This is a genomic window from Aeromonas sp. R4-1, from assembly GCF_040908325.1.
GTDB classification, from domain to species: Bacteria; Pseudomonadota; Gammaproteobacteria; order Enterobacterales; family Aeromonadaceae; genus Aeromonas; species Aeromonas veronii.
The window spans coordinates 69,148-91,250 of sequence record NZ_JBFODM010000064.1; the positions used below are offsets into that span (position 1 = coordinate 69,148).

The 22,103-nt window shown below is 59.1% G+C and carries 19 protein-coding genes and 1 tRNA gene; 14 read left to right on the plus strand and 6 right to left on the minus strand.

The features are described from left to right. Nucleotides 1-89: 89 nt before the first annotated feature. The 3 genes from AB5Y90_RS11440 (at nt 90) to AB5Y90_RS11450 (ending at nt 3,367) form a co-directional block, all read left to right on the plus strand. Nucleotides 90-1,124 carry a PAS domain-containing sensor histidine kinase gene (locus tag AB5Y90_RS11440; protein WP_005334126.1) on the plus strand — a complete coding sequence of 345 codons (1,035 nt, stop codon included), beginning with the start codon at nt 90-92 and terminating at the stop codon, nt 1,122-1,124. Then, nucleotides 1,121-2,464: a sigma-54 dependent transcriptional regulator gene (locus tag AB5Y90_RS11445; protein ID WP_100654057.1), complete on the plus strand. Its 1,344-nt coding sequence runs from the start codon at nt 1,121-1,123 to the stop codon at nt 2,462-2,464. Before AB5Y90_RS11440 ends, AB5Y90_RS11445 begins: the two co-directional genes overlap by 4 nt. 141 nt (nt 2,465-2,605) lie before the next feature. Then, on the plus strand, nt 2,606-3,367 hold the full coding sequence (locus tag AB5Y90_RS11450) for a Nif3-like dinuclear metal center hexameric protein (RefSeq protein ID WP_005350685.1): 762 nt from the start codon (nt 2,606-2,608) through the stop codon (nt 3,365-3,367). Nucleotides 3,368-3,484: 117 nt separating this feature from the next. Here AB5Y90_RS11450 and purN read toward each other — a convergent pair whose 3' ends face one another. Both purN and purM read right to left on the minus strand, forming a co-directional pair. Further along, the gene (purN, locus tag AB5Y90_RS11455) at nt 3,485-4,123 is read right to left on the minus strand and encodes a phosphoribosylglycinamide formyltransferase (protein ID WP_005350686.1); all 639 of its coding nucleotides are present in this window, start codon (nt 4,121-4,123) and stop codon (nt 3,485-3,487) included. Further along, on the minus strand, nt 4,120-5,157 hold the full coding sequence (gene purM / locus AB5Y90_RS11460) for a phosphoribosylformylglycinamidine cyclo-ligase (protein ID WP_005334116.1): 1,038 nt from the start codon (nt 5,155-5,157) through the stop codon (nt 4,120-4,122). Before purM ends, purN begins: the two co-directional genes overlap by 4 nt. Nucleotides 5,158-5,333: 176 nt before the next feature. Here purM and upp point away from each other — a divergent pair, with 176 nt between their 5' ends. The 3 genes from upp (at nt 5,334) to hda (ending at nt 7,934) form a co-directional block, all read left to right on the plus strand. Beyond that, the gene (upp, locus tag AB5Y90_RS11465; protein ID WP_005334115.1) at nt 5,334-5,960 is read left to right on the plus strand and encodes a uracil phosphoribosyltransferase; all 627 of its coding nucleotides are present in this window, start codon (nt 5,334-5,336) and stop codon (nt 5,958-5,960) included. Between the two features lie 150 nt (nt 5,961-6,110). Next, entirely contained in the window at nt 6,111-7,130 is a 1,020-nt protein-coding gene (locus AB5Y90_RS11470) for a DUF2066 domain-containing protein (protein ID WP_064338284.1), read from the plus strand. Between the two features lie 102 nt (nt 7,131-7,232). After that, complete coding sequence (gene hda, locus AB5Y90_RS11475; RefSeq protein ID WP_013723920.1) at nt 7,233-7,934, plus strand: DnaA inactivator Hda; 702 nt, start codon at nt 7,233-7,235, stop codon at nt 7,932-7,934. 106 nt (nt 7,935-8,040) lie between these two features. Here hda and aceA read toward each other — a convergent pair whose 3' ends face one another. The 4 genes from aceA to AB5Y90_RS11495 all read right to left on the minus strand — a co-directional run bounded on the left by aceA (nt 8,041) and on the right by AB5Y90_RS11495 (nt 12,164). Then, complete coding sequence (aceA, locus tag AB5Y90_RS11480; RefSeq protein WP_005344572.1) at nt 8,041-9,354, minus strand: isocitrate lyase; 1,314 nt, start codon at nt 9,352-9,354, stop codon at nt 8,041-8,043. Between the two features lie 73 nt (nt 9,355-9,427). After that, nucleotides 9,428-11,035, minus strand: coding sequence for a malate synthase A (aceB, locus tag AB5Y90_RS11485; protein ID WP_100654056.1), 1,608 nt, complete (start codon nt 11,033-11,035; stop codon nt 9,428-9,430). A gap of 688 nt (nt 11,036-11,723) precedes the next feature. After that, the gene (locus AB5Y90_RS11490; RefSeq protein ID WP_005334106.1) at nt 11,724-11,864 is read right to left on the minus strand and encodes a hypothetical protein; all 141 of its coding nucleotides are present in this window, start codon (nt 11,862-11,864) and stop codon (nt 11,724-11,726) included. Nucleotides 11,865-12,087: 223 nt separating this feature from the next. Then, a tRNA-Pro gene (locus AB5Y90_RS11495) sits at nt 12,088-12,164 on the minus strand. 255 nt (nt 12,165-12,419) lie between these two features. Between AB5Y90_RS11495 and tadA the strand changes: the two genes are divergently transcribed. The 8 genes from tadA to AB5Y90_RS11535 all read left to right on the plus strand — a co-directional run bounded on the left by tadA (nt 12,420) and on the right by AB5Y90_RS11535 (nt 22,099). Beyond that, on the plus strand, nt 12,420-12,959 hold the full coding sequence (gene tadA, locus AB5Y90_RS11500) for a tRNA adenosine(34) deaminase TadA (RefSeq protein ID WP_100654824.1): 540 nt from the start codon (nt 12,420-12,422) through the stop codon (nt 12,957-12,959). Nucleotides 12,960-13,163: 204 nt separating this feature from the next. Continuing rightward, nucleotides 13,164-15,401 carry an ABC transporter permease subunit gene (locus tag AB5Y90_RS11505; RefSeq protein ID WP_100654055.1) on the plus strand — a complete coding sequence of 746 codons (2,238 nt, stop codon included), beginning with the start codon at nt 13,164-13,166 and terminating at the stop codon, nt 15,399-15,401. Nucleotides 15,402-15,433: 32 nt separating this feature from the next. Further along, the gene (pstA, locus tag AB5Y90_RS11510; RefSeq protein ID WP_005359546.1) at nt 15,434-17,083 is read left to right on the plus strand and encodes a phosphate ABC transporter permease PstA; all 1,650 of its coding nucleotides are present in this window, start codon (nt 15,434-15,436) and stop codon (nt 17,081-17,083) included. Nucleotides 17,084-17,216: 133 nt separating this feature from the next. Beyond that, on the plus strand, nt 17,217-18,035 hold the full coding sequence (pstB, locus tag AB5Y90_RS11515; protein ID WP_005334102.1) for a phosphate ABC transporter ATP-binding protein PstB: 819 nt from the start codon (nt 17,217-17,219) through the stop codon (nt 18,033-18,035). 85 nt (nt 18,036-18,120) lie between these two features. Continuing rightward, nucleotides 18,121-18,831: a phosphate signaling complex protein PhoU gene (phoU, locus tag AB5Y90_RS11520; protein ID WP_005334097.1), complete on the plus strand. Its 711-nt coding sequence runs from the start codon at nt 18,121-18,123 to the stop codon at nt 18,829-18,831. A 190-nt stretch (nt 18,832-19,021) separates the two neighbouring features. After that, nucleotides 19,022-20,341 (plus strand): hemolysin family protein, encoded by a 1,320-nt coding sequence (locus AB5Y90_RS11525; RefSeq protein ID WP_005334094.1) that lies wholly within the window; start codon nt 19,022-19,024, stop codon nt 20,339-20,341. Between the two features lie 19 nt (nt 20,342-20,360). Next, the gene (locus AB5Y90_RS11530) at nt 20,361-20,903 is read left to right on the plus strand and encodes a hypothetical protein (RefSeq protein WP_307895143.1); all 543 of its coding nucleotides are present in this window, start codon (nt 20,361-20,363) and stop codon (nt 20,901-20,903) included. A 293-nt stretch (nt 20,904-21,196) separates the two neighbouring features. Beyond that, nucleotides 21,197-22,099, plus strand: a complete 903-nt coding sequence (locus tag AB5Y90_RS11535; protein WP_257687750.1) for a homocysteine S-methyltransferase family protein — start codon at nt 21,197-21,199, stop codon at nt 22,097-22,099. Nucleotides 22,100-22,103 lie beyond the last annotated feature (4 nt).

A 22,103-nucleotide genomic window follows, 5' to 3' on the forward strand; every position in this document is an offset into this window, starting at 1 on the left:
CTAATGCGCAATTCATTGTTTTAATTCATATAATTTAGTGGCATGGAAATTGAATAACCTGACCCAATAGCCAGTTTGAGGTCAGGTTTATGACAATCCAGCAGCAGGACATGCCACTCCAGTCCCACGAAGTGAGCCAGCTCTATGCCATCTTCAAGGCGCTCCCCACCGGGGTGTTGCTTCTTGACGGGGCTGGAGTGGTCACCCGCGCGAATCCGGCGGCCATCTCCCTGCTGGGGGAGCCGTTGGAAGGGGAGCTCTGGCGCCACATCATTGCGCGCTGCTTCGAGCCGCGCGAGGATGATGGCCACGAGATCTCCCTGCGCGACGGGCGCCGGGTCCAGCTCTCGACCCAGCCGCTGCCGGATCAGCCCGGCCAGCTGGTCTTTATCAATGACCTGACCGAAACCCGTAAACTGCAAGACCGCATCAATCACATGAAGCGGCTGTCGGCGCTCGGCAATATGGCGGCCTCGCTCGCCCACCAGATCCGCACACCGCTCTCCGCTGCCATGCTTTATGCCGCAAACCTGGCCAACCGCACCCTCAAGCCGGAATCCCGCACTCAGTTTCAGCAAAAGCTGATGGCCCGTTTGCAGGATCTGGAGAAGCAGATCAACGACATCCTACTGTTCGCCCGCAACGGTGACAATCAGGTGGTCACTCCCATCTCGGTACAAGGGCTGCTGGCCGAAGTGCAGGCCGGAGCCGAGGCCTTCTGCCAGCAGCAGGGCTGCGAGCTGCACATGGAGGCGCCGGAGCCCGATCTCTGCCTGCTGGCTAACAGCAGTGCGCTGGCGGGGGCCATCAACAACTTGATTGCCAATGCCCAGCAGGCAGGGGCCACCTCACTCTTGGTCAGCGCGGTGCGCAGCGGTGCCCGGGTGGAGATGCGGGTCATTGATAATGGCAAGGGGATTCCTTCCCATCAGCTCGGTCAGGTATTCGAACCCTTCTTTACCACTCGCTCCCAAGGCACTGGTCTCGGGCTGGCGGTGGTGCAATCTGTAGTGCGTGCCCATCAGGGGGAGGTCGGTGTGGCCTCGGTTCCCGGTGAGGGCACCTGCTTTACTCTGTCGTTCCCCCTGCATCAGCAACCGGTGCAGCTTGGAGGTGTAGCATGACACAGGCCAGGATCCTGGTAGTTGAAGATGACAATGGTCTGCGCGAAGCGCTGGTGGATACCCTTTTGCTCGGCGGTTATGAGTGCCGTGAAGCGGACAGCGGCGAGCGGGCTCTGCTGGCCCTCTCCCGTCAGCCATTTGACATGGTGATCTCCGATATCCAGATGGGGGGGATGGACGGTCTCACTCTGCTGGCTACTATCCGCCAGCAATATCCGCAGATACCTGTGCTGCTGATGACCGCCTACGCCAATATCGACGGCGCGGTGCGCGCCATGCGTGAAGGGGCCATCGACTATCTGGCCAAGCCGTTCTCGCCGGAGGTGCTGCTTAATCAGGTCAGCCGCTATGTGCCCGCCCAGAAGGTGGAGAAACGCGCTGTGGTCTACGGGGATCCCAAAACTGCCGAGCTGTTCCAGCTGGCGACCCGGGTGGCCAGAAGCGAAGCGACCGTGATGGTGACCGGCCCGAGCGGGACGGGGAAAGAGGTGCTGGCCCGTTACATTCACGATAACTCCAGCCGCGCCGAGCAGCCCTTCGTCGCCATCAACTGCGCCGCCATTCCGGAAAACATGCTGGAGGCGACCCTGTTTGGCTACGAGAAGGGCGCCTTCACCGGTGCGGTACAGGGGTGCCCGGGCAAGTTCGAACAGGCGCAGGGGGGCACCCTGCTGCTTGACGAGATCACCGAGATGGATCAGGGGCTGCAAGCCAAATTGCTGCGGGTGTTGCAGGAGAAAGAGGTGGAGCGGCTCGGCAGTCGCAAGATGATCCCGCTGGATGTGCGGGTCATCGCCACCAGCAACCGGGATTTGAAAAAAGCGGTGCAGGATGGCCTGTTCCGCGAAGATCTCTACTATCGCCTCAACGTCTTTCCGCTGCGCTGGTCTGCCCTGTTCGAGCGGCCCGGCGACATTCTGCCGCTGGCGGAACATCTGCTGGCGCTTCATGCCAGTCAGCAGGGGTTACCGACACCACAGTTGACGGATGCCTCGAGGGTACGGCTGCTGGCTCACCCCTGGCCCGGCAACGTGCGGGAGTTGGACAACGTGGTACAGCGTGCCCTGATCCTCAGCCCCGACGGGGTCATTGATTGTGACCACCTCATTCTGGAGGAGCTGGATGAGCAGGAGATGGAGTTTGTCAGCGTGGAGCGCAGCTATGGTGGCGATCGCCTCGGCAGCGAGCTCAAGCAGCAGGAGCACCAGATCATCCTCGACACCCTGCAAGATTGTAACGGCAGCCGCAAGGCGGTGGCCGACCGACTCGGCATCAGCCCGCGCACCCTGCGCTACAAGCTGGCCCAGATGCGGGAGGCGGGGATCGACCTGCCAGCCTGAGGCCGAGAGGGAAACCGCACTGTGTGGGGGCTGTCATGGTCTTGACGGCCCGGCTCGATTATCATGGGGCCCTTGGCGTTTTGAGCCTGGGCCCTGTTTTTATTGGTAAAGCAGGGGACCGAGCCTTAATAAGGGACCCCTATGATCTCTCATCGAAAACTCGAAACCGTACTGAACCATCTGCTCGAACCGCATGCTATCAAGGATTACTGCCCCAACGGTTTGCAAGTGGAGGGGCGTGAGCGCATTCGCAAGGTAGTGACCGGTGTCACCGCCAGTCAGGCGCTTATCGACGCCGCCGTGGCTGCCGAGGCCGATGCCATTCTGGTCCATCACGGCTACTTCTGGAGCGGTGAACCGGCCCAGATCACCGGCATGAAGCAGCGTCGTCTCAAGACCCTGCTGACCCACGATATCAATCTGTTTGCCTACCATTTGCCGCTGGATGTCCATCCTGAGGTGGGTAACAACGCCCAGCTCGCCAAGCTGCTCGACATCAAGGTACGCCGCGGTCTGGAGCCGTGGAACAGCAAGAGCGTCGCCATGGTGGGCAAGCTGGAAGAGCCGATGAGTGGGCGCGATTTTGCCAAACTGATTGCCGAACGACTTGGCCGCGAGCCACTCTATTGTGGCGATACAGGCCCCGAGCTTATCCGTTCCGTGGCCTGGTGCACCGGCGGCGGTCAGAGCTACATCAATCTGGCGGCGGAGCAGGGCATCGATGCCTTTATCTCCGGTGAAGCCTCCGAGCAGACCATTCACACCGCCCGCGAGATGGGGATGCACTTCTACGCCGCTGGCCATCACGCCACCGAGCGTTACGGCGTCAAGGCGCTGGGGGAGTGGCTGGCGACCGTGCACGGGCTGGATGTGACCTTTATCGATATCGACAATCCGGTGTAGGGTCGCTTGGCCGCGTAGCGGCGTCATCGGACCGGACCTAAGCCATCGTGTGGTAGGTAGAAATGACAAGGGAGGCCTAAGCCTCCCTTGTTGTATCTGACATGCAGTTGTTGGCGGTTACTCGCAGGCGTAGCCAGCGGGGCCCAGCAGGGCGCCATCCAGTTGCACAGCGCCGTCCACCATCTGCAGCCTGCCTTCGCAGAACCAGCGCACCACCAGCGGGTAGATGCTGTGCTCCTGCGCCTGCACCCGTGCCGCTACCTCGTCCGCAGTGTCCCCTTCAAAGATGGGTACGCGGGCCTGCAGGATCACCGGGCCCCCGTCCAGCTCTTCGGTCACGAAGTGGACGCTGGCGCCGTGTTCACTGTCACCGGCATCTATGGCGCGCTGGTGGGTGTGCAGGCCCTGATACTTGGGCAGCAGGGAGGGGTGGATATTGATCATCCGCCCGGCGAAATGGCGCACCAGATCGCCGCTCAATATCCGCATAAACCCGGCCAGCACCACCAGATCCGGCTGATAGTCTGCCATCAGCGCCAGCAGGGCGGCGTCATACTCCTCCCGGCTGGCAAACTGCTGCTGGGCCAGAATGGAGGTCGCCACGCCAGCTTCTTTGGCGCGAACCAGACCATAGGCATCGGCCTTGTTGCTGATAACGCCGACCACTTCACCGGCAATCTTGCCGCTGGCGCAGTGGTCGAGGATCGCCTGCAGGTTGCTGCCGCTGCCAGAGATTAGGACGAGGATCCGCATCATTTGATGACGACCTGCTCCTCACCGTCTGCTGCCTTGGCGATATGGCCGATGTGCCATGCGTTCTCGCCTTCCGCCTTGAGCAGGGTCAGCGCCTTCTCCAGCTGGTTGGCGGGCAGGGCGATGATCATGCCGACGCCGCAGTTGAAGGTGCGATACATTTCGTGACGGGTGACGTTGCCAGCCTGCTGCAACCAGCTGAACACTGCCGGCCACTGCCAGCTCTGCTCGTCGATCACCGCTTGGGTGTTGGCGGGCAGGACACGGGGGATGTTCTCCCAGAAGCCACCGCCGGTGATGTGGGAGAGGGCGTGGATCTCGCACTCCTTGATGAGCTTGAGCACAGGTTTCACATAGATGCGGGTCGGCTCCAGCAGGGCGTTTGCCAGGGTGGTGTCACCCAGCGGTTGATGCACGTCGGCTTTGGAGACTTCCAGAATTTTACGGATCAGGGAGAAGCCGTTGGAGTGAGGGCCGCTGGCGGCCAGGGCGATCAGGGCATCCCCTTCACCGACCTTGCTGCCGTCGATGATTTCGCTCTTCTCCACCACACCGACGCAGAAACCGGCGATGTCGTAGTCTTCCCCTTCATACATACCCGGCATCTCGGCGGTCTCGCCGCCCACCAGGGCACAGCCTGACTGCTCGCAACCGGTACCGATCCCGGTGACCACCGCGGCTGCGGTGTCCACGTCCAGCTTGCCGGTTGCATAGTAGTCGAGGAAGAACAGCGGCTCGGCGCCCTGTACGATCAGGTCATTGACGCACATGGCCACCAGATCGATGCCCACGGTGTCGTGCTTCTTCAGGTCGATGGCCAGCCGCAGCTTGGTGCCCACACCATCGGTACCGGAGACCAGTACCGGCTCCTTGTAGCCCGCAGGGATTTGACACAAGGCCCCAAAGCCGCCAAGACCACCAAGGACTTCAGGACGACGAGTGCGCTTTGACACGCCCTTGATACGTTCAACCAGTGCATTGCCGGCATCGATATCTACGCCAGCATCCTTGTAGCTCAGTGAGGTTTTGTCAGTCACGAGTATTCCCCGTCATGTAAAGAAGTGGAGGGTAAAATTCGGGGCGTATTCTAACAGTGGCGGTGAAAAACCAGAAAGGAAATCGTTTGCGCGTTTTTGCGCGGAAATGCTCTACAAGTGGTGGCTTTTGTTGTATGATTCCGCGATTTTTTTGCGGCAGGTTAGAGGAGATAATAATGAAAGTCGTTGAAGTCAAACACCCCTTGGTCAAACACAAGATCGGTCTGATGCGTGAAGGCGATATCAGCACCAAGCGTTTCCGTGAACTGGCCAAAGAAGTGGGCAGTTTGTTGACCTATGAAGCGACCTCTGACTTCGAAACCGAGAAGGTTATCATCGATGGCTGGAATGGGCCAGTAGAAGTTGACCAGATCAAAGGCAAGAAGGTAACCGTCGTACCCATCCTGCGTGCCGGCCTTGGCATGATGGATGGCGTGCTGGAGCACATGCCGAGCGCCCGCGTCAGCGTGGTCGGTATCTACCGCGATGAAGAGACCCTGCAACCGGTTCCCTATTTCGAGAAGATCGTCAGCAACATCGAAGAGCGTCTGGCGCTGGTCATCGATCCGATGCTGGCCACCGGCGGCTCCATGATCGCCACCATTGATCTGCTGAAGAAGAAAGGCTGCCAATCCATCAAGGTGCTGGTACTGGTTGCCGCGCCGGAAGGGATCAAGGCGCTGGAAGCCGCTCACCCTGACGTAGAGCTCTACTGCGCTTCCGTCGACCAGGGGCTGAATGAGAAAGGCTACATCGTGCCGGGTCTGGGCGATGCAGGCGACAAGATCTTCGGTACCAAATAAGTTTATGCCTTGACCTGCTTCCCATGTGGAAGGGGTGATCGGAGCCGGCGCATCGCCGGCTCTGCTGTTTGTGGCCGCTTGTGCCAGCCTTGCCGCAGGACGCGCCTTGCCGCTACCATAAGCACACTCTCCCATTTCGAGACTCTGTTCATGTTCAAACGTGTTGTGACCGCCCTCTGCTGCGGCTTGTCATTCATGGCTTCGGCCGCTCAGGTGACCGACCTCTATCAGGGCAAGGCCCCGACCAGTGGCGACATGGTGGCCGCTCAAGGGCAGGCACTGGGTCAGGTGCTGATCAAGGTGACCGGCAAGCGCGACATCCTCACCCAACCTGTGGTGGTCAAGGCGCTGGCGGCCCCGGGCGACTATGTCAAAAGCTATGGCTATCAGGATCAGGACTCCGTCAAGTATCTGAAGGCCGAGTTCAAGAGTGACAAGGTCAACAGCCTAGTCTCCGAGAGCCAGTATGCCCTGCTTGGCCCGGCGCGTCCCCAGATGGCCATCTGGCTGGTGGTTGATCAGGGTGAGCGTCGCTTGCTGGCGGATCAATCCAGCGATGGTTGGGCGCAAGCCTTGCGCGAGCAGGCCCAGATGCTGGGGCTGCCCATCAGCATTCCGCTGATGGATCTCGATGACAACATGGCGGTCAGTGCCACCGATGTCTGGGGACGCTTTGCCGACCCGATTTTGCAGGCAAGCCAGCGCTATGGCGCCGAGATGGTGGTGCTGGGCAAGCTGACACCGGAAGGTGACAAGTGGAGCATCGATTGGGGACTCTACGGCCCCAAAGCGGCCGGTGAGGTAACCGAGCTGACCCGTGGCAATAGCACCGGCACTCAGGCCGAAGTGGCGCAAGGGTTTGCTGATACCCTGGCGGCCTGGCTGGTGAAAAACTACGGTGCCCGCATTTCGGGTCCGGCAACCAGCCAGACCCTGGTGGTGGATGGCCTCTCCGAAGTGGACAGCATGATCGCCGTGCAGAAGATGCTGCAGGGGATGGCCAACGTCAGCAAGGTGGCGATCGGCAAGCTGGAGGGGGACCAGGTCACCTTCAACTTTACCCTGCAAGGGGATCAGGCCGAGCTGGTGCGGGCGCTGCAGCTTGAGAGTCGTTTGCGCAAGGTTGACGATAATGGCAGCGGTTTGCGTTACCAATGGTCGCAGCCCTGATTTTATAAGGCTTTTGTAGACCGCCCGGCCTGTCCGGGCGGTTCTCTATCTGCCTTTGCGATGATACACTTAGCCACAAATGTCACAGTCAAAGCCCAACGAGTGAAGCAACCGGCCCAACTGTCTTTAGCCGTACAACTACCGGATGATGAAACCTTCGTCAGTTTTTATCCCGGCAACAATGCTCATCTGATCACCGCCCTCAAGAATGCGGCCATCGGTCAGGGATCGCCTTTCCTCTATTTCTGGGGAGCCAAGGGATCCGGACGCTCTCATCTGCTCCACGCCACCTGTGCCGAGGTCAACGCCCGCGATGCAGCGGCGGCCTATCTCTCCCTCGATCAATTTGAACAGCTCGACCCCAGCATGCTTGATGCCCTCGAAAGCCTGCCGCTGGTCTGCCTTGACAGCCTTGAGGCGATCGCCGGCAATGCCGTTTGGGAGCGGGCGCTGTTCGATTTCTACAACCGCTGGCAGGAGAAGGGGGAGGGAACGCTGGTGGTCACCGGCTGCAGCGCACCGCGCAAACTGGGGCTGCAACTGCCGGATCTCGCCTCGCGCCTAGACTGGGGGGTGAGTTTCCATCTCGAAGAGCTGGATGACGAAGGCAAGCTCAGTGCCCTGCAGCTGCGTGCCGAGCTGCGGGGCTTCAAACTGCCCATCGATGTGGGGCGCTTCCTGCTCAACCGACTCTCCCGCGATATGCGAACCCTGCTCACCACTCTCAATCAGCTCGACAACGCCTCATTTCGCGCCAAGCGCAAGCTCACCATTCCCTTTGTCAAAGAGATCCTCGAGCTCTGATCCTCTCGGCTGTGTGCGGTTGTGGCCTGACTTTCGTTTGAGTAGCAGATAAAAAGAAACCCCGGCTTCAGGCCGGGGTTTTGCTATTTCAAGACAGCTCTGCCTATCAGTGGAACTGATCTTCTTCGGTCGAACCGGTCAGCGCGGTGACCGAGGATTGGCCGCCCTGAATGACGGTGGTCACCTTGTCGAAGTAACCGGTACCGACCTCCTGCTGGTGGGCCACGAAGGTGTAGCCACGGCTGGCGGCGGCAAATTCCGGCTCCTGCACCATCTCAACGTAGTGCTTCATCCCTTCGCCACGGGCGTACTGGTAGGCCAGTTCGTACATGTGGAACCACATGTTGTGGATACCCGCGAGGGTGATGAACTGGTACTTGTAGCCCATGTCGGAGAGCTCCTGCTGGAAGCGGGCGATGGTGGCATCGTCCAGATTCTTCTTCCAGTTGAAGCTAGGGGAGCAGTTGTAGGCCAGGATGCGATCCGGGAACTTGGCCTTGATTGCTTCGGCAAATTTACGCGCTTCGTCCAGATCCGGCTTGGCGGTTTCACACCACACCATGTCGGCGTAGGGGGCGTAAGCCAGACCGCGAGCGATGGCCTGATCGATACCGGCACGTACCTTGTAGAACCCTTCAGCAGTGCGCTCGCCAGTCAGGAAGTCTGCATCGTACGGGTCGGCGTCGGTGGTCAGCAGGTCAGCGGCGTTGGCGTCGGTACGGGCGATCACCAGGGTGGTGGTGCCGCATACATCGGCTGCCAGACGAGCGGCAACCAGCTTCTGCACCGCTTCCTGAGTAGGTACCAGCACCTTGCCGCCCATATGACCGCACTTCTTGACTGATGCCAGCTGATCTTCGAAGTGCACGCCAGCGGCGCCCGCTTCAATCATCCCCTTCATCAGTTCGAAGGCGTTAAGCACGCCACCGAAACCGGCTTCCGCATCGGCCACGATCGGCAGGAAGTAGTCGATAAAGCCCTCATCCTGCGGCCCAACCTTGTTGGCCCACTGGATCTGGTCGGCACGGGCGAAGGAGTTGTTGATGCGCTCCACCACGGACGGTACCGAGTTGGCCGGGTAGAGGGACTGATCCGGATACATGGTGGAGGACAAGTTGTTGTCCGCCGCCACCTGCCAACCGGAGAGGTAGATCGCCTCGATCCCCGCCTTGGCCTGCTGCACCGCCTGACCACCGGTCAGGGCGCCGAGGCAGTTGACGTAGCCTTTCTTGGCGTCGCCGTGGATCAGACCCCACAGCTTGTCGGCACCACGCTGGGCCAGAGTGTGCACCGGCTGCAAGCTGCCGCGCAGATTCACCACGTCTTCGGCGCTGTAGCCGCGCTTGATCCCTTTCCAGCGGGGGTTTTCCGCCCAGTCTTTCTCGATAGCCTGGATCTGTTGCTCACGGGTCAGTGCCATATCAGTTCCCTCTTTCATTGATTTCACGTTTCCATTGACTTGTTATTGGCGAGCCCCGCTGGGGGCCCGTGATTCAGAGCCGCTCGTAACCGGGCAGCGTCAGAAAATCGATCAGGGTATCGGCGCAGGTGATCTCTTCCATCAGCTCGCTTGCCTCGGCAAAGCGTCCTGCCTGCCAGCGCGCAGTACCCACCTCGGCTTTGACCACCTCCAGCTCCTCGGCCAGCATCTGGCGGAACAGCTCCTTGGTCACCACCTTGCCATTCGACAGGCTCTTGCCGTGGCGGATCCACTGCCAGATGGAGGTGCGGGAGATCTCGGCGGTGGCGGCATCTTCCATCAGACCATAGATGGGTACGCAGCCGTTGCCGTTGATCCAGGCCTCCAGGTATTGCAGGGCGACCCGGATATTTGTACGCATGCCTGCTTCGGTCCGCTCGCCCTCACAGGGGGCCAGCAGGTCGGCGGCAGTGATGGGGGCATCCTGCTCGCGCAGCACGCCAATCTGGTTCTTGGCGCCAGCCGCAATGGTGGCATTGAACACCGCCATGGCGGTGTCGGCGAGGCCAGGGTGGGCGACCCAGGTACCGTCGTGGCCGTTATTGGCTTCGCGCTCCTTGTCCGCTTTGACCTTGGCGAAGACCTGCTCGTTGACGGCCGCGTCCTTGGCCGGAATAAAGGCGGCCATGCCACCCATCGCCAGCGCACCGCGCTTGTGACAGGTCTTGATCAGCAGCCGCGAGTAGGCGGAGAGGAATGGCTTGTCCATGGTCACCACCTGGCGGTCGGGCAGAACGCGATCCGGATGGTTCTTCAAGGTTTTGATATAGCTGAAGATGTAGTCCCAGCGGCCGCAGTTCAGCGCGACGATGTGATCCTTCATTTGATAGAGCAGCTCATCCATCTCGAACACGGCCGGCAGGGTTTCGATCAGCACGGTGGCCTTGATGGTGCCGCGGGGTAGACCGAACTTGTCCTCGGTCCAGGCGAACACTTCGCTCCACCAACGCCCTTCCAGATGGCTCTGCAGCTTGGGTACATAGAAGTAGGGGCCGGAGCCTTTGGCCAGCAGCGCCTGATAGTTGTGCAGGAAGTAGAGGGCAAAATCGAACAGGCCACCTGGGATGGGCTCGCCATCAAAGGTGACATGTTTTTCCGGCAGGTGCAGACCGCGTACCCGGCAGATGAGTACCGCCGGATTGGGGGTCAGGGTATAAGCCTTTCCTTCCGGACTGGTGTAAGAGATGGTGCCGTTGACCGCATCGCGCAGGTTGATTTGACCCTCGATCACCTTATTCCAGGCGGGAGCCAGTGAGTCCTCGAAGTCCGCCATGAACACCTTGACGTTGGCGTTGAGGGCGTTGATCACCATCTTGCGCTCGACCGGGCCGGTGATCTCCACACGGCGGTCTTGCAGGTCGGCGGGAATGCCGCGAATGGTCCAGTCACCTTCACGGATGTGGGCGGTTTCCGGCAGGAAGTCCGGCAGCTCGCCGCCATCGATACGGGCCTGACGTGCCACACGTTGTTTCAGCAATTCCCCTCTTTGGGGAGCAAAACGTTCCACCAATTCGGAGACCAGAGCCACCGCGTCCGGCGTAAGAATTTGCGCGTATTCGGGTTGCATCTCGCCCTGGATGCGAAGGCGGGCGCTGCAGTGGGTCTGAGCCGGTGCCGACATAAGGTTCACTCCTTTGAGAATTACATTTTGAACTTACTAACTACGACTAAAGTCGAATTCCTGTTCCTGAAACGTTCCCGCAACAACGGGGTAACACGATTGATAAGGTGCGAAATATTGTTGAGTACGTCAACAGTTTTTTTTAAACACCTGTTTTTTGGATATGGTTAAGTTGATGTTTTTTATTGCTTTATTGGGTTGGTGTAAAAGCTCTACGCAGATGGTTATGCTCCTGCTTTTTCCCATCGGACAACGGCTAATTTGGGCCGTTACCCTGCCCCTCATTTTGTAACTTATTACGTAATAAAATTACAAATGCAAAAACAAATCCCGACCTAACTCCAGGCTTTGCCAAAACAGCCGTATAAATTGCGTTTGAATGTGGCAATGAATGTTTTGCTATTGCTAGACCTAGTTGGTGAACGTGCGTTTTAAACTTGGTGTGGTGACGCAGGCTCTGTTGGCACCAGCGGTTGCAACGATGGAAAGTGAAGCGCAATAACGTAGGTTTGTATCAATTGCCGGGGGGAATGATGGAGAGGGAAGGGGGAGACGCATTAGTCAATAATACTGCCATCCTTGATAGAATTAGCAGTTTGTCGTTTTTTGCAGATTTCTCGCCAAGGGTGTGAAACTGAGTGTGTTGAACAGGCGATGCCCCAGTGATTGAGCGGCCATCTGGCCGGGCTCAATAGTCATCATCCGGTTCGGCAAGATCGATCACATCCAGCTGGATGACCTGTTCATTTTCGCTTTCGGTGTGGCAAGGGGTGTCGTGAGGAACGGAGTAAAGCGTAATGGCGGGTGCGAAATCGGTGTTCTGGTTCATGCCTGGTCCTGTGTTGCACGCAAGCCGGACAGTGATCCCTTCACTCGTGTTTCCACCTCCCTGTGTTGTCTACCGGCGGAAAGTTGCGCATCTTAATGAGTTCTGAAAAAAGATTCAAGTGGTTCTGAGTGTTTTTTGTTCTTGGTAGGCTGGCGCTGTCAGGAGGATAAATCGGAGGCAAAAAAATAGCCCAGTCGTTTGACTGGGCTATTCTCGGGGAAAATGGTCGGTGTGAGAGGATTCGAACCTCCGACCCTCTACACCCCATGCAGATGCGCTACCTGGCTGCGCTACACACCGACGGAGTCAGACTCGGCTGACGGGAAGGAAGTCTAATAGCATGACCAAACGGGTGCAACTCCTTTTTTATCATAGAGATGCCGATTGCTTCTTTATTGCTCAGTCGGGATGCGGCTTGGGTCTGACGTGCAGATTTGGCATAATCGCCGCCCTGTCACCGCGAGCTATCATGCCTGCTATCTATGGATTCATCTGACAGGTATGGATAGCTGGAATGTAAAAAGCACAATTGAACAATATAAAGAGGGGATGGGCGTGAAACCATCAGAGGTCCCAGATATACCGAGTCAAACCGAGCAGGACGAACAGTGGATGCGCCATGCCATGACATTGGCCGCCCGGGCCGAAGGGATTGGCGAGATCCCGGTCGGTGCCGTACTGGTGCTGGATGGTCAGGTGGTGGGAGAGGGGTGGAACCGCTCCATCAGCGAACACGATGCCTGTGCCCATGCCGAGGTGATGGCGATCCGGGCGGCGGGCAAGCAGCTGGCGAACTACCGGCTGCTCGACACCACTCTTTATGTGACGCTGGAGCCGTGCTGTATGTGTGCCGGTGCGCTGATCCATAGCCGGGTCAAGCGGGTGGTTTACGGCGCCCGAGATCTCAAGACCGGTGCCGCGGGGTCGGTGTTCGAGATCTTGCAGGACCCGCGCCACAACCACAGTGTCGAGCTGACCGGCGGTGTGCTGGCCGATGCCTGCTCGGCCCAGTTGTCGGCCTTCTTCAAGCGCCGTCGCGCCGAGAAAAAGGCGGCCAAACTGGCGCTGCAACAATCAAACGATACCCTTTCCTGAATCATTCGGGGGCAGCGCAGGCTGCCCTTGCTGATTATCAGCATAAATATCCCTTTATAAACAATATATTACGCTCGCCCGCCTTCGAAGGGATCCCCGCCCATTTTTCCGCTAACAACCTCTGTTAAAGCGTTCTCGATGTAACAAAACTGTCATGCAACCGCCATATAATGCCGCGAAGCCTAGCTTACATTGAGGTCTTGCATGTCATCGGAATCGTTAAACCTGGTCATGGCGGGCAGTAGAAAACGCCGGATCAAGGATAAATTGGCCAAATATGGCGTCACCACAGGCGGAGCCCTGGTACTGGTGGCGCTGCTGCTTATCTTCTTTTATCTGCTGTATGTGGTGAAACCCATCTTCAATGGCGCCTCCATGGAGCCGACAGCCTCGTTTACCCTGCCTGCCGCAGGGAAGACCGCCTGGCTCGGCGTGGAAGAGCAGAACGAGATCGGCTATCGCTTCAGCGATAAAGGGCAGGTCAACTTCTTTGCGGTGCAGGGAGATGACAAGATCAAGGTCGGCCAGTCACTGGGTCAGGCCCAGGTTGCTGGTGACATCACCACGGTAGCGACCCCAGCACCGGGCCAGCGGCTGATCGCTTACGGCTTTGTCGATGGCAAGGCGCAGGTCGTCCAGCCAGCGTTCAAGGTCTCCTATCCCAACGATGTGCGGGTGATTGAACCCAGCCTGCAATATCCCTTCGGCGAAGAGCCGGTGGTGATCGACCCGCAAGGGAAGGCACTGCAACTGATGGTGTTCGAAGCCACCAAGGACAAGATGGCGACCGCCGCCGTGACCGAAGATGGTCGTGGAGTGATGACGGTGATGAACGGTGAGGAGAACTTCATCTCCGGGGAGATTGAGTGGAGCAGTGAAAACTACACGATTCCCTCCCTGCCGCGCCATGTGGATCAGATGTTGCTGACCCCCAATCTGCGGATCCTGTTCGTGCGCGAGGGCAATCGCCTCTCCGTCTATGACATTCATAACCTGAGCGAAATCTCCCTGCGCAACGTGTTGGAGATCAATGCCCCCAACGCCAATGTGACCCGGGTTCAGCTGCTCTCCGGCGCCTCTTCACTGCTGGTGGGTAATGACAACGGCGTGATTTCCCAGTGGTTCGAAGTGGCGAAGGATGGCAAACGCCAGTTCACCCAAATTCGTGACTTCAAGGGCGATGGCGCGGTAGATCTGCTGACTCCCGAGCACTTTCGCAAAGGCTTCATCAGTGCCGACAAGGACGGCATCATCAGCTTCTTCCACGCCACCGGCGAGACCAAGCTGCTGACCGAGACGGTGGAAGGTGGCGAACTCTCTGCCCTGGCCATCTCCCCCCGTCACAATCTGTTGCTGATGCAGCAAGGGAATACCTTCAAGCTCTTCTCGGTGGAGAACGAACACCCCGAAGTGACTTGGTCTGCCCTCTGGCAACAGGTGTGGTACGAAGGGTATCCGGAGCCCCAGTATGTGTGGCAATCCACCTCCGCCAGCAACGACTTTGAAGCCAAGCTGAGTTTGGTGCCGCTGGTATTCGGTACGCTGAAAGCCTCTTTTTACGCCATGGTGTTTGCTGTGCCGCTCGGCGTGGCCGGTGCCATCTATACCGCCTACTTCATGTCGGCAGGGCTGCGCAAATACGTCAAGCCGACGGTCGAGATCATGGCGGCGCTGCCGACTGTTATCCTGGGCTTCCTGGCGGGTCTGTGGCTGGCGCCGATCATCGAGGGTGCCTTGCCCGGGGTGATCCTGCTGCTGATATTGCTGCCGATGGGGATGCTGCTGACTGCATTGCTCTGGAACTATCTGCCGGAGCGCGGCAAGTCCTGGCTGCCGGAGGGGTGGCACGCCATCCTGCTGATCCCGGTGCTGCTGCTGATTGGCTGGGGTGCCTTCGCCTTGAGCCCGCTCATCGAGAATGCCTTTATGCACGGCGATTCGCGCATCTGGCTGACTCACGAAATGGGCATCAAGTTTGACCAGCGCAACTCGCTGGTGGTCGGTATCGCCATGGGCTTTGCGGTCATCCCCACTATCTTCTCCATTGCTGAAGATGCGGTCTTCTCGGTGCCCAAGCATCTGACCCAGGGCTCGCTGGCACTGGGGGCCACCCCGTGGCAGACCCTGAGCCGGGTGGTGATCCTCACCGCGAGCCCGGGCATCTTCTCTGCGGTGATGATGGGTCTTGGCCGCGCCGTGGGCGAGACCATGATCGTGCTGATGGCTACCGGCAACACCCCCATCATGGACTTCTCCATGTTCCAGGGGCTGCGCACCCTCGCTGCCAACATCGCGGTGGAGATGCCGGAATCGGAAGTGGGCAGCTCCCACTATCGGGTACTGTTCCTCGCGGCCTTCGTCCTGTTTGTGTTCACCTTTTTGTTCAACACCCTGGCCGAATTTGTCCGTCAGCGGTTGCGTGAAAAATACAGCTCGATGTAAGGGGCGACTCTGTAATGGACAAGGAATCGACAATGGGTAAGTGGTTTAAATCAGGGGCCCCCTGGATCTGGATGACCGGCGGTGCCGTCAGCCTGAGTCTGGTGGCGGTACTGGGTCTGCTGCTGCTGATCGGCTGGCGTGGTCTGGTCTACTTCTGGCCGCACCCCATCTATGAGTGGCAGCTGGAAGACGCCAGCGGCAACAAGAGCGTTCTGATCGGCGAAATCAACGATCGCGAGCAGGTACCGGTAGAGCGACTGCGCGCCGCAGGTCTGGCGCTGGAAGGGGAAGAGCGCGAGCTGCTGACCCGCTATCTGGTCAAGACCGGTAACCGCGAGTTCGTTGATCTCGATTTTCGCTGGGTGCTGGAGACGGACATCAAGTCCCAGAGCCAGCCGGCCGAGCTGGCCATGGTTGAGCGTGCCACCAACGGCAACTTCTATGGCTATATCGTCGGGGTGAAAGAGGATGGCCGCGAGCTCACCTCTGATCTGCATCCTGCCCTGCAGCGGGTGCTGGCGCGAGCCAATGCCCTTTCAGAACAGGCCAACGATCTGCAAAAAGGGGACATCGGCAGCATCAACTATCAACTGGAGCGGCTGCGCCTGAAAGAGCGCAAGGCCGAGCTGGATGACAAGCTGACCGATCAGCTCAAAGCCGAATTGGCCAGCGAGCGTCAGGCCCTCAACGATCGCTATCAGGTGCTGGAAAAAGAGCTCTTCTCACTGCGTAGCCAAGCGGACCGCGACGCCATCACCGTCAAGGATATGCGTGGCGAGCTGGTGACCATGCCGATGTCCAAGGTACTGGACGTGGTATGGCCCAACGACATGAGCCTGCTGGCCAAGGTGGGTCACTGGTTCCACCAGATCGGCAAGTTCGTCTCTGACGATCCCCGTGAAGCCAACACCGAGGGCGGGGTGTTCCCGGCCATCTTCGGCACTGTGTTCATGGTGTTCCTGATGGCGATCATCGTGACCCCGCTGGGGGTGGTGGCGGCAGTCTACCTGCACGAATACGCGGGCAAGAACAGCCTGACCAAGATCATCCGCATCGCGGTAATCAACCTGGCGGGCGTGCCATCCATCGTTTACGGCGTGTTTGGTCTGGGCTTCTTCGTCTACACACTCGGCGGTTCGTTAGACCAGCTGTTCTACCCGGAAGCGCTGCCGAGCCCGACCTTTGGCTCACCCGGCGTGATCTGGTCGGCGCTGACCCTGGCCATCCTGACCCTGCCGGTGGTGATTGTCTCCACCGAAGAAGGGTTGGCGCGGATCCCGAGCACCATCCGTCAGGGCTCGTTGGCACTGGGTGCCACCCAGGCCGAGACCCTGTGGCGCATCGTGCTGCCGATGGCGAGCCCGGCCATCATGACCGGCCTTATTCTGGCGATTGCCCGTGCAGCCGGTGAAGTGGCGCCGCTGATGCTGGTGGGGGTGGTAAAACTGGCACCGACCCTGCCGATGGATGGCAACTTCCCGTATCTGCATGTGGAGCGCAAGTTCATGCACCTGGGCTTCCACATCTATGACGTCGGCTTCCAGAGCCCCAACGTCGAGGCGGCCCGCCCGCTGGTCTACGCCACCTCCTTCCTGCTGGTGACGGTGATCGTGGGTCTGAACCTGACCGCTATCGGTATTCGTAACCACTTGCGCGAGAAATTCCGGTCGCTGGAGCATTAATCCGGCGCCGCTTGAGTGATACAAGAGTGAGATAACAGAGGGGCGGCCGAGCGCGAGCCGCCATCTCTCTGCACCAATACGTGAGGGGCGCCGGCAGCAGTCCGGCCACTCCAGATTGATTTTGAGGTAACAGATGATCAACGTAACGACCACGTCTACCCAGCACACCGCGCTGGACCTGCTCAACCTGACCCCGGAGCAGACCGCGCTGGAGGTGAAGGATCTCAACCTGTACTACGGCAGCAAGCAGGCGTTGTTCAACGTCAACATGAAGATCCCCAAAGGGCAGGTGACCGCCTTTATCGGCCCGTCAGGCTGTGGTAAATCGACCCTGCTGCGCTGCATCAACCGGATGAACGATCTGGTGGAGATCTGCCGCATCGAGGGAGAAATCCAACTGCACGGCCATAACATCTATGACAAGAGCGTCGATGTTTCCGCCCTGCGCCGTCAGGTGGGCATGGTGTTCCAGCGCCCGAACCCGTTCCCCAAGTCCATCTACGAGAACGTGGTCTATGGTCTGCGCCTGCAGGGGATCAACGATCGTCGCACTCTGGATGAAGCGGCCGAGCGCTCCCTGCGCGGTGCGGCCCTGTGGGATGAGGTGAAGGATCGTCTGCATGACAACGCCTTCGGTCTCTCCGGTGGTCAGCAGCAGCGTCTGGTGATTGCCCGTGCCATCGCCATCGAGCCGGAAGTGTTGCTGCTCGATGAACCGACCTCGGCGCTCGACCCCATCTCCACCCTCACCATCGAGGAGCTGATCAACGAGCTCAAGAGCCAGTTCACCGTGGTGATCGTGACCCACAACATGCAACAGGCTGCGCGAGTGTCGGATCAGACCGCCTTCATGTATATGGGCGAGCTTATCGAGTACTCGGATACCAACACCATTTTCACCACCCCGGCCAAGAAAAAGACCGAAGATTACATTACCGGTCGTTACGGCTAAGGAGAGGAGAGGATGAATCTCAGCAAACAGATTGGCAGTCGGTTCAACGGCTAAGGCATAATCGGAGCAATCAAGGATTATTTGTATGGACAATATGAACCTCAATAAACACATCTCCGGTCAGTTCAATGCCGAGCTAGAGAGCGTGCGCAACCAGGTGCTGGTGATGGGTGGTCTGGTGGAGCAGCAGCTCACCGACGCCATCGCGGCGATCCACGATCAGGATCTCGATGCGGCGCGCAAGATCGTGGCCAACGACCACAAGGTCAACGCGATGGAAGTTGCGATCGACGAGGAGTGCACCCGCATCATCGCCAAGCGTCAGCCGACTGCCTCCGACCTGCGACTGGTGATGGCCATCATCAAGACCATCACCGATCTGGAGCGCATTGGCGACGTGGCCGACAAGATCGCCCGCATGCTGACCGACAACGCCAACAAGCCGCAGCCGCCGCTGGTGTCGCTGGAGAACATGGGCCGTCGCACCATCAAGATGCTGCACGATGTGCTCGACGCCTTCGCCCGCATGGATCTGGATGCAGCGCTGGCGGTCTACAAAGAAGATGACAAGGTAGACCGGGAGTACGAGTCCATCATCCGTGAGCTGATGACCTATATGATGGAAGATCCCCGCACCATCCCCCAGGTGCTCAACGTCCTGTGGGCGGCGCGAGCCATCGAGCGGGTCGGCGATCGCTGCCAGCACATCTGCGAGTACATCGTCTACTACGTGAAAGGCAAGGATGTGCGCCACACCAAGGCGGACGATCTGGGCACCTTGCTGGGCAAGGGCTAACCGGAAGTGAATAAAAAGGCGCGTGAAGCGCCTTTTTTGTTGCATAACTGGTCGGAGTAAGATAAAGCCCCCAACTGGCTGTTTTCTGATAGAATACTCCCCCTGTGTGAGTCCCGGATGGGCTCACGGTCCGGTCTCCCGGGCCCAGTTTGCCGTCTTGTGCTAAGGCGGGTGTAGCAATAGGTTAATCATGAGTTTTGCCGATAGTTTGTTCTTTTTAATGCTGCTGGTTGGCGGCAGTGTGTTCTTCTCCCTCTCCGAGATCTCTCTCGCCGCGTCTCGCAAAATCAAATTGCAGGTAATGGCGGATGAAGGTAATCGCCAGGCCGAAAAGGTGCTGGCCCTGCAGGCCCAGCCGGGCAACTTTTTCACCGTGGTGCAGATTGGCCTCAATACCGTCGCCATTCTGGGCGGTATCCTGGGTGAGTCTGCCCTCAACCCCGCCATCAAGGGGATTGTCTCCCAGTTCTACCAGGGCCCCTGGCTTGGCGAGATCAGCTCCGGTGCCTCCTTCGTGTTTGTCACCGGCATGTTTATCCTGATCGCTGATCTGATGCCCAAGCGTCTGGCCATGACCATGCCTGAGCAGATTGCCGTGGTGGTGGTGCGCCCGATGCTCTTCTTCGTCACCGTGTTGATGCCGCTGGTGTGGGTCTTCAACGGATTGGCGAACTCTCTGTTCCGTCTGATGCGCGTCTCCACGGTGCGTAACGACGAGATCACCTCCGACGATATCTATGCGGTGATGGATGCCGGTGCCGAGGCGGGGGTTATCCAGCGCGAGGAGCATCAGCTCATCGAGAACGTGTTCGAGTTGCAGTCCCTTGGTGTCACCTCTGCCATGACGGCCCGCGAGAGCCTCATCTACTTCACCCTGCAAGAGAGTGAAGAGAGCATCAAGGCGAAGATCGCCGAGCATCCCCACAACAAGTTTCTGGTCTGTGACCACAACCTCGACAGCATCAAGGGCTTTGTCGATGCCAAAGAGCTGCTGATCCGCGTTATCGGTGGCCAGAGCATCGACCTTATCGGTGGCAACCTGGTGCAGAACGTCATCATCATCCCCGATACCCTGAACCTCTATGAGGCGATGGAGTACTTCAAGAATCATCGTGGCGACTTTGCCGTGGTGATGAACGAGTACGCGCTGGTGGTGGGGATTGTCACCATGAATGACCTGATGAGTACTGTCATGGGCGAGTGGGCGACCCACGTAGTGGAAGAGCAGATCGTCCAGCGCGACGAGAACTCCTGGCTGGTGGACGGGGTCACCCCCATCTCCGACGTGATGCGCGCCTTCGATATCGAAGAGTTCCCCGAGAACCAGAACTACGAGACCATCGCCGGCTTTATCATGTATATGTTGCGCAAGATCCCCAAGCGCACTGATTCGGTCAAATACGCCGGTTACAAGTTCGAAGTGGTGGATATCGACAGTTACAAGATTGATCAGCTGCTGGTTACCCGGGTCGAACCGGCTGTGGCCGAGAAACCAGCTCAGGAATCGTAAAAGGAGCGACATAAGAGTCATGAAGATGCAGTCTCATTCCCGTGCGCTGGCCTGTGTCGCGCTCGCCCTGGCACTGGGTGCCTGTAGTCAGAGTGCGCCGCGCAAAGCCACAGTGGTAGCCAAGCCGGTAACCCCCAAGCCTGCCGTGGTCGTGCAGCAGCCGGATCCTGATGCGGTGGTGCAAAGCGGCATGGCCGAGCCGAGCCCGGTCTTTGATGAGCAGTATCATGGCCCGGATCAGGGGTCACTGGAGTCGGTGACCGCCCTGTTTGCCCGTGGTTACATCGAGTCCGCCATGCGCGAGACCATGCTGGCGGCAGTGCACAACGACTATCCGCTGCTCGGCATGCGGGATGTGCGGTTGACCGATCCGGTCTCCAAATTCCTCACCTCCGAGCATGCGGCCACCACGGCCCATGACTACCTCTATGCGGGTGTGCAGCGTCGCCTCGGTCGTCCGCTCAGCCCTGCCCAGTGGGAGCAGATCTGGCGCGGCTTGCCGCAGCAGGGTCGGGTCTCGGACTGGGTCAAGCAGATCAAGCGAGTGCTGGCCGGGCGTTAAGTCGCCAGCGGATCAAGATTGTGATGAGGCCACCTTCGGGTGGCCTCTTGCATTTCTGCGTTTGCCTCGCCGTTTGCACGCTGATTTCTGCTGATACTGATTGCCGCCCGTGGCACTTTGTTTTATCTTGCTTTGGCCGTCTAAACATCTATGTGTTTTTATGGCTGTGTAATAAAAGGGCTTCCCAGGATGAAGCAGGACGATCTGCAGCGATTCGATGCGAAACCGCAGATCAACAAAACAAACAGATAAATACGCAAATAAACAACGCACATAACAAAGAGACACGACAGATGGAAACCAGGGAATTGTGGGTGCTGGATGGGGGCATGGGGCGCGAGCTGGCACGGCGAGGAGCACCGTTTCGTCAACCCGAGTGGTCGGCGCTGGCCTTGATGGAGGCGCCAGAGACGGTGCGTGACGTGCATCAGGCCTATGTGGCTAGCGGTGCCCGGGTCATTACCACCAACAGCTATGCGCTGGTGCCGTTTCATATCGGCGATGAGCGTTTCTTTGCCGACGGGGAGGGGTTGGCAGCGCTGGCTGGTCAGCTGGCCCGAGAGGTGGCTGACGAGCAGAAGGGCGCCGTGCAGGTGGCGGGTTCTCTGCCACCGCTCTTTGGCTCCTACCGTGCCGACCTGTTCAAGGCGGACCGGGTGAGCGAGCTGGCGACGCCGCTTATCCGGGCGCTATCCCCTTATGTGGATATCTGGCTGGCCGAGACCATGAGCCTGATTGCCGAGCCACTGGCCCTGAAAGCGCTGCTGCCGAAAGATGGCAAGCCGTTCTGGGTTTCCTTCACGCTGGAAGATGAGGCGCTGGGCAATGAGCCGACACTGCGCTCCGGCGAGCAGGTGGCTGATGCGGTGACCGCGCTGGTGGCGGCCGGGGTCGATGCCATCCTGTTCAACTGCTGTCAGCCTGAGGTGATTGAGGGGGCCCTCGAGGTGGCCAGCGCCCGATTGCAGGCGCTGGGCCGCGCTGACATTCGCCTCGGTGCCTATGCCAACGCCTTCCCGCCGCAACCCAAGGAGGCCACCGCCAATGATGGGCTGGACGAGATCCGCGCCGATCTGGGGCCGCTGGATTACCTTGGCTGGGCCGAGCGCTGGCGCGCAGCTGGTGCGAACTTGATCGGCGGTTGCTGCGGCATCGGCCCCGAGCATATTCAGGCGCTGAGCAGCCGGTTGCGCTAAGGAG

Excerpts from the sequence above, each read along its gene's own strand:
- AB5Y90_RS11440 (WP_005334126.1), top strand. The coding sequence starts at position 90 with ATGACAATCCAGCAGCAGGACATGCCACTCCAGTCCCACGAAGTGAGC.
- AB5Y90_RS11530 (WP_307895143.1), top strand. The coding sequence starts at position 20,361 with ATGAAGATGCAGTCTCATTCCCGTGCGCTGGCCTGTGTCGCGCTCGCC.
- AB5Y90_RS11445 (WP_100654057.1), top strand. The coding sequence starts at position 1,121 with ATGACACAGGCCAGGATCCTGGTAGTTGAAGATGACAATGGTCTGCGC.
- pstA (WP_005359546.1), top strand. The coding sequence starts at position 15,434 with ATGGGTAAGTGGTTTAAATCAGGGGCCCCCTGGATCTGGATGACCGGC.
- aceA (WP_005344572.1), bottom strand. The coding sequence starts at position 9,354 with ATGGCACTGACCCGTGAGCAACAGATCCAGGCTATCGAGAAAGACTGG.
- AB5Y90_RS11505 (WP_100654055.1), top strand. The coding sequence starts at position 13,164 with ATGTCATCGGAATCGTTAAACCTGGTCATGGCGGGCAGTAGAAAACGC.
- AB5Y90_RS11490 (WP_005334106.1), bottom strand. The coding sequence starts at position 11,864 with ATGAACCAGAACACCGATTTCGCACCCGCCATTACGCTTTACTCCGTT.
- AB5Y90_RS11450 (WP_005350685.1), top strand. The coding sequence starts at position 2,606 with ATGATCTCTCATCGAAAACTCGAAACCGTACTGAACCATCTGCTCGAA.
- upp (WP_005334115.1), top strand. The coding sequence starts at position 5,334 with ATGAAAGTCGTTGAAGTCAAACACCCCTTGGTCAAACACAAGATCGGT.
- phoU (WP_005334097.1), top strand. The coding sequence starts at position 18,121 with ATGGACAATATGAACCTCAATAAACACATCTCCGGTCAGTTCAATGCC.
- AB5Y90_RS11470 (WP_064338284.1), top strand. The coding sequence starts at position 6,111 with ATGTTCAAACGTGTTGTGACCGCCCTCTGCTGCGGCTTGTCATTCATG.
- pstB (WP_005334102.1), top strand. The coding sequence starts at position 17,217 with ATGATCAACGTAACGACCACGTCTACCCAGCACACCGCGCTGGACCTG.
- purN (WP_005350686.1), bottom strand. The coding sequence starts at position 4,123 with ATGATGCGGATCCTCGTCCTAATCTCTGGCAGCGGCAGCAACCTGCAG.
- aceB (WP_100654056.1), bottom strand. The coding sequence starts at position 11,035 with ATGTCGGCACCGGCTCAGACCCACTGCAGCGCCCGCCTTCGCATCCAG.
- AB5Y90_RS11525 (WP_005334094.1), top strand. The coding sequence starts at position 19,022 with ATGAGTTTTGCCGATAGTTTGTTCTTTTTAATGCTGCTGGTTGGCGGC.
- AB5Y90_RS11535 (WP_257687750.1), top strand. The coding sequence starts at position 21,197 with ATGGAAACCAGGGAATTGTGGGTGCTGGATGGGGGCATGGGGCGCGAG.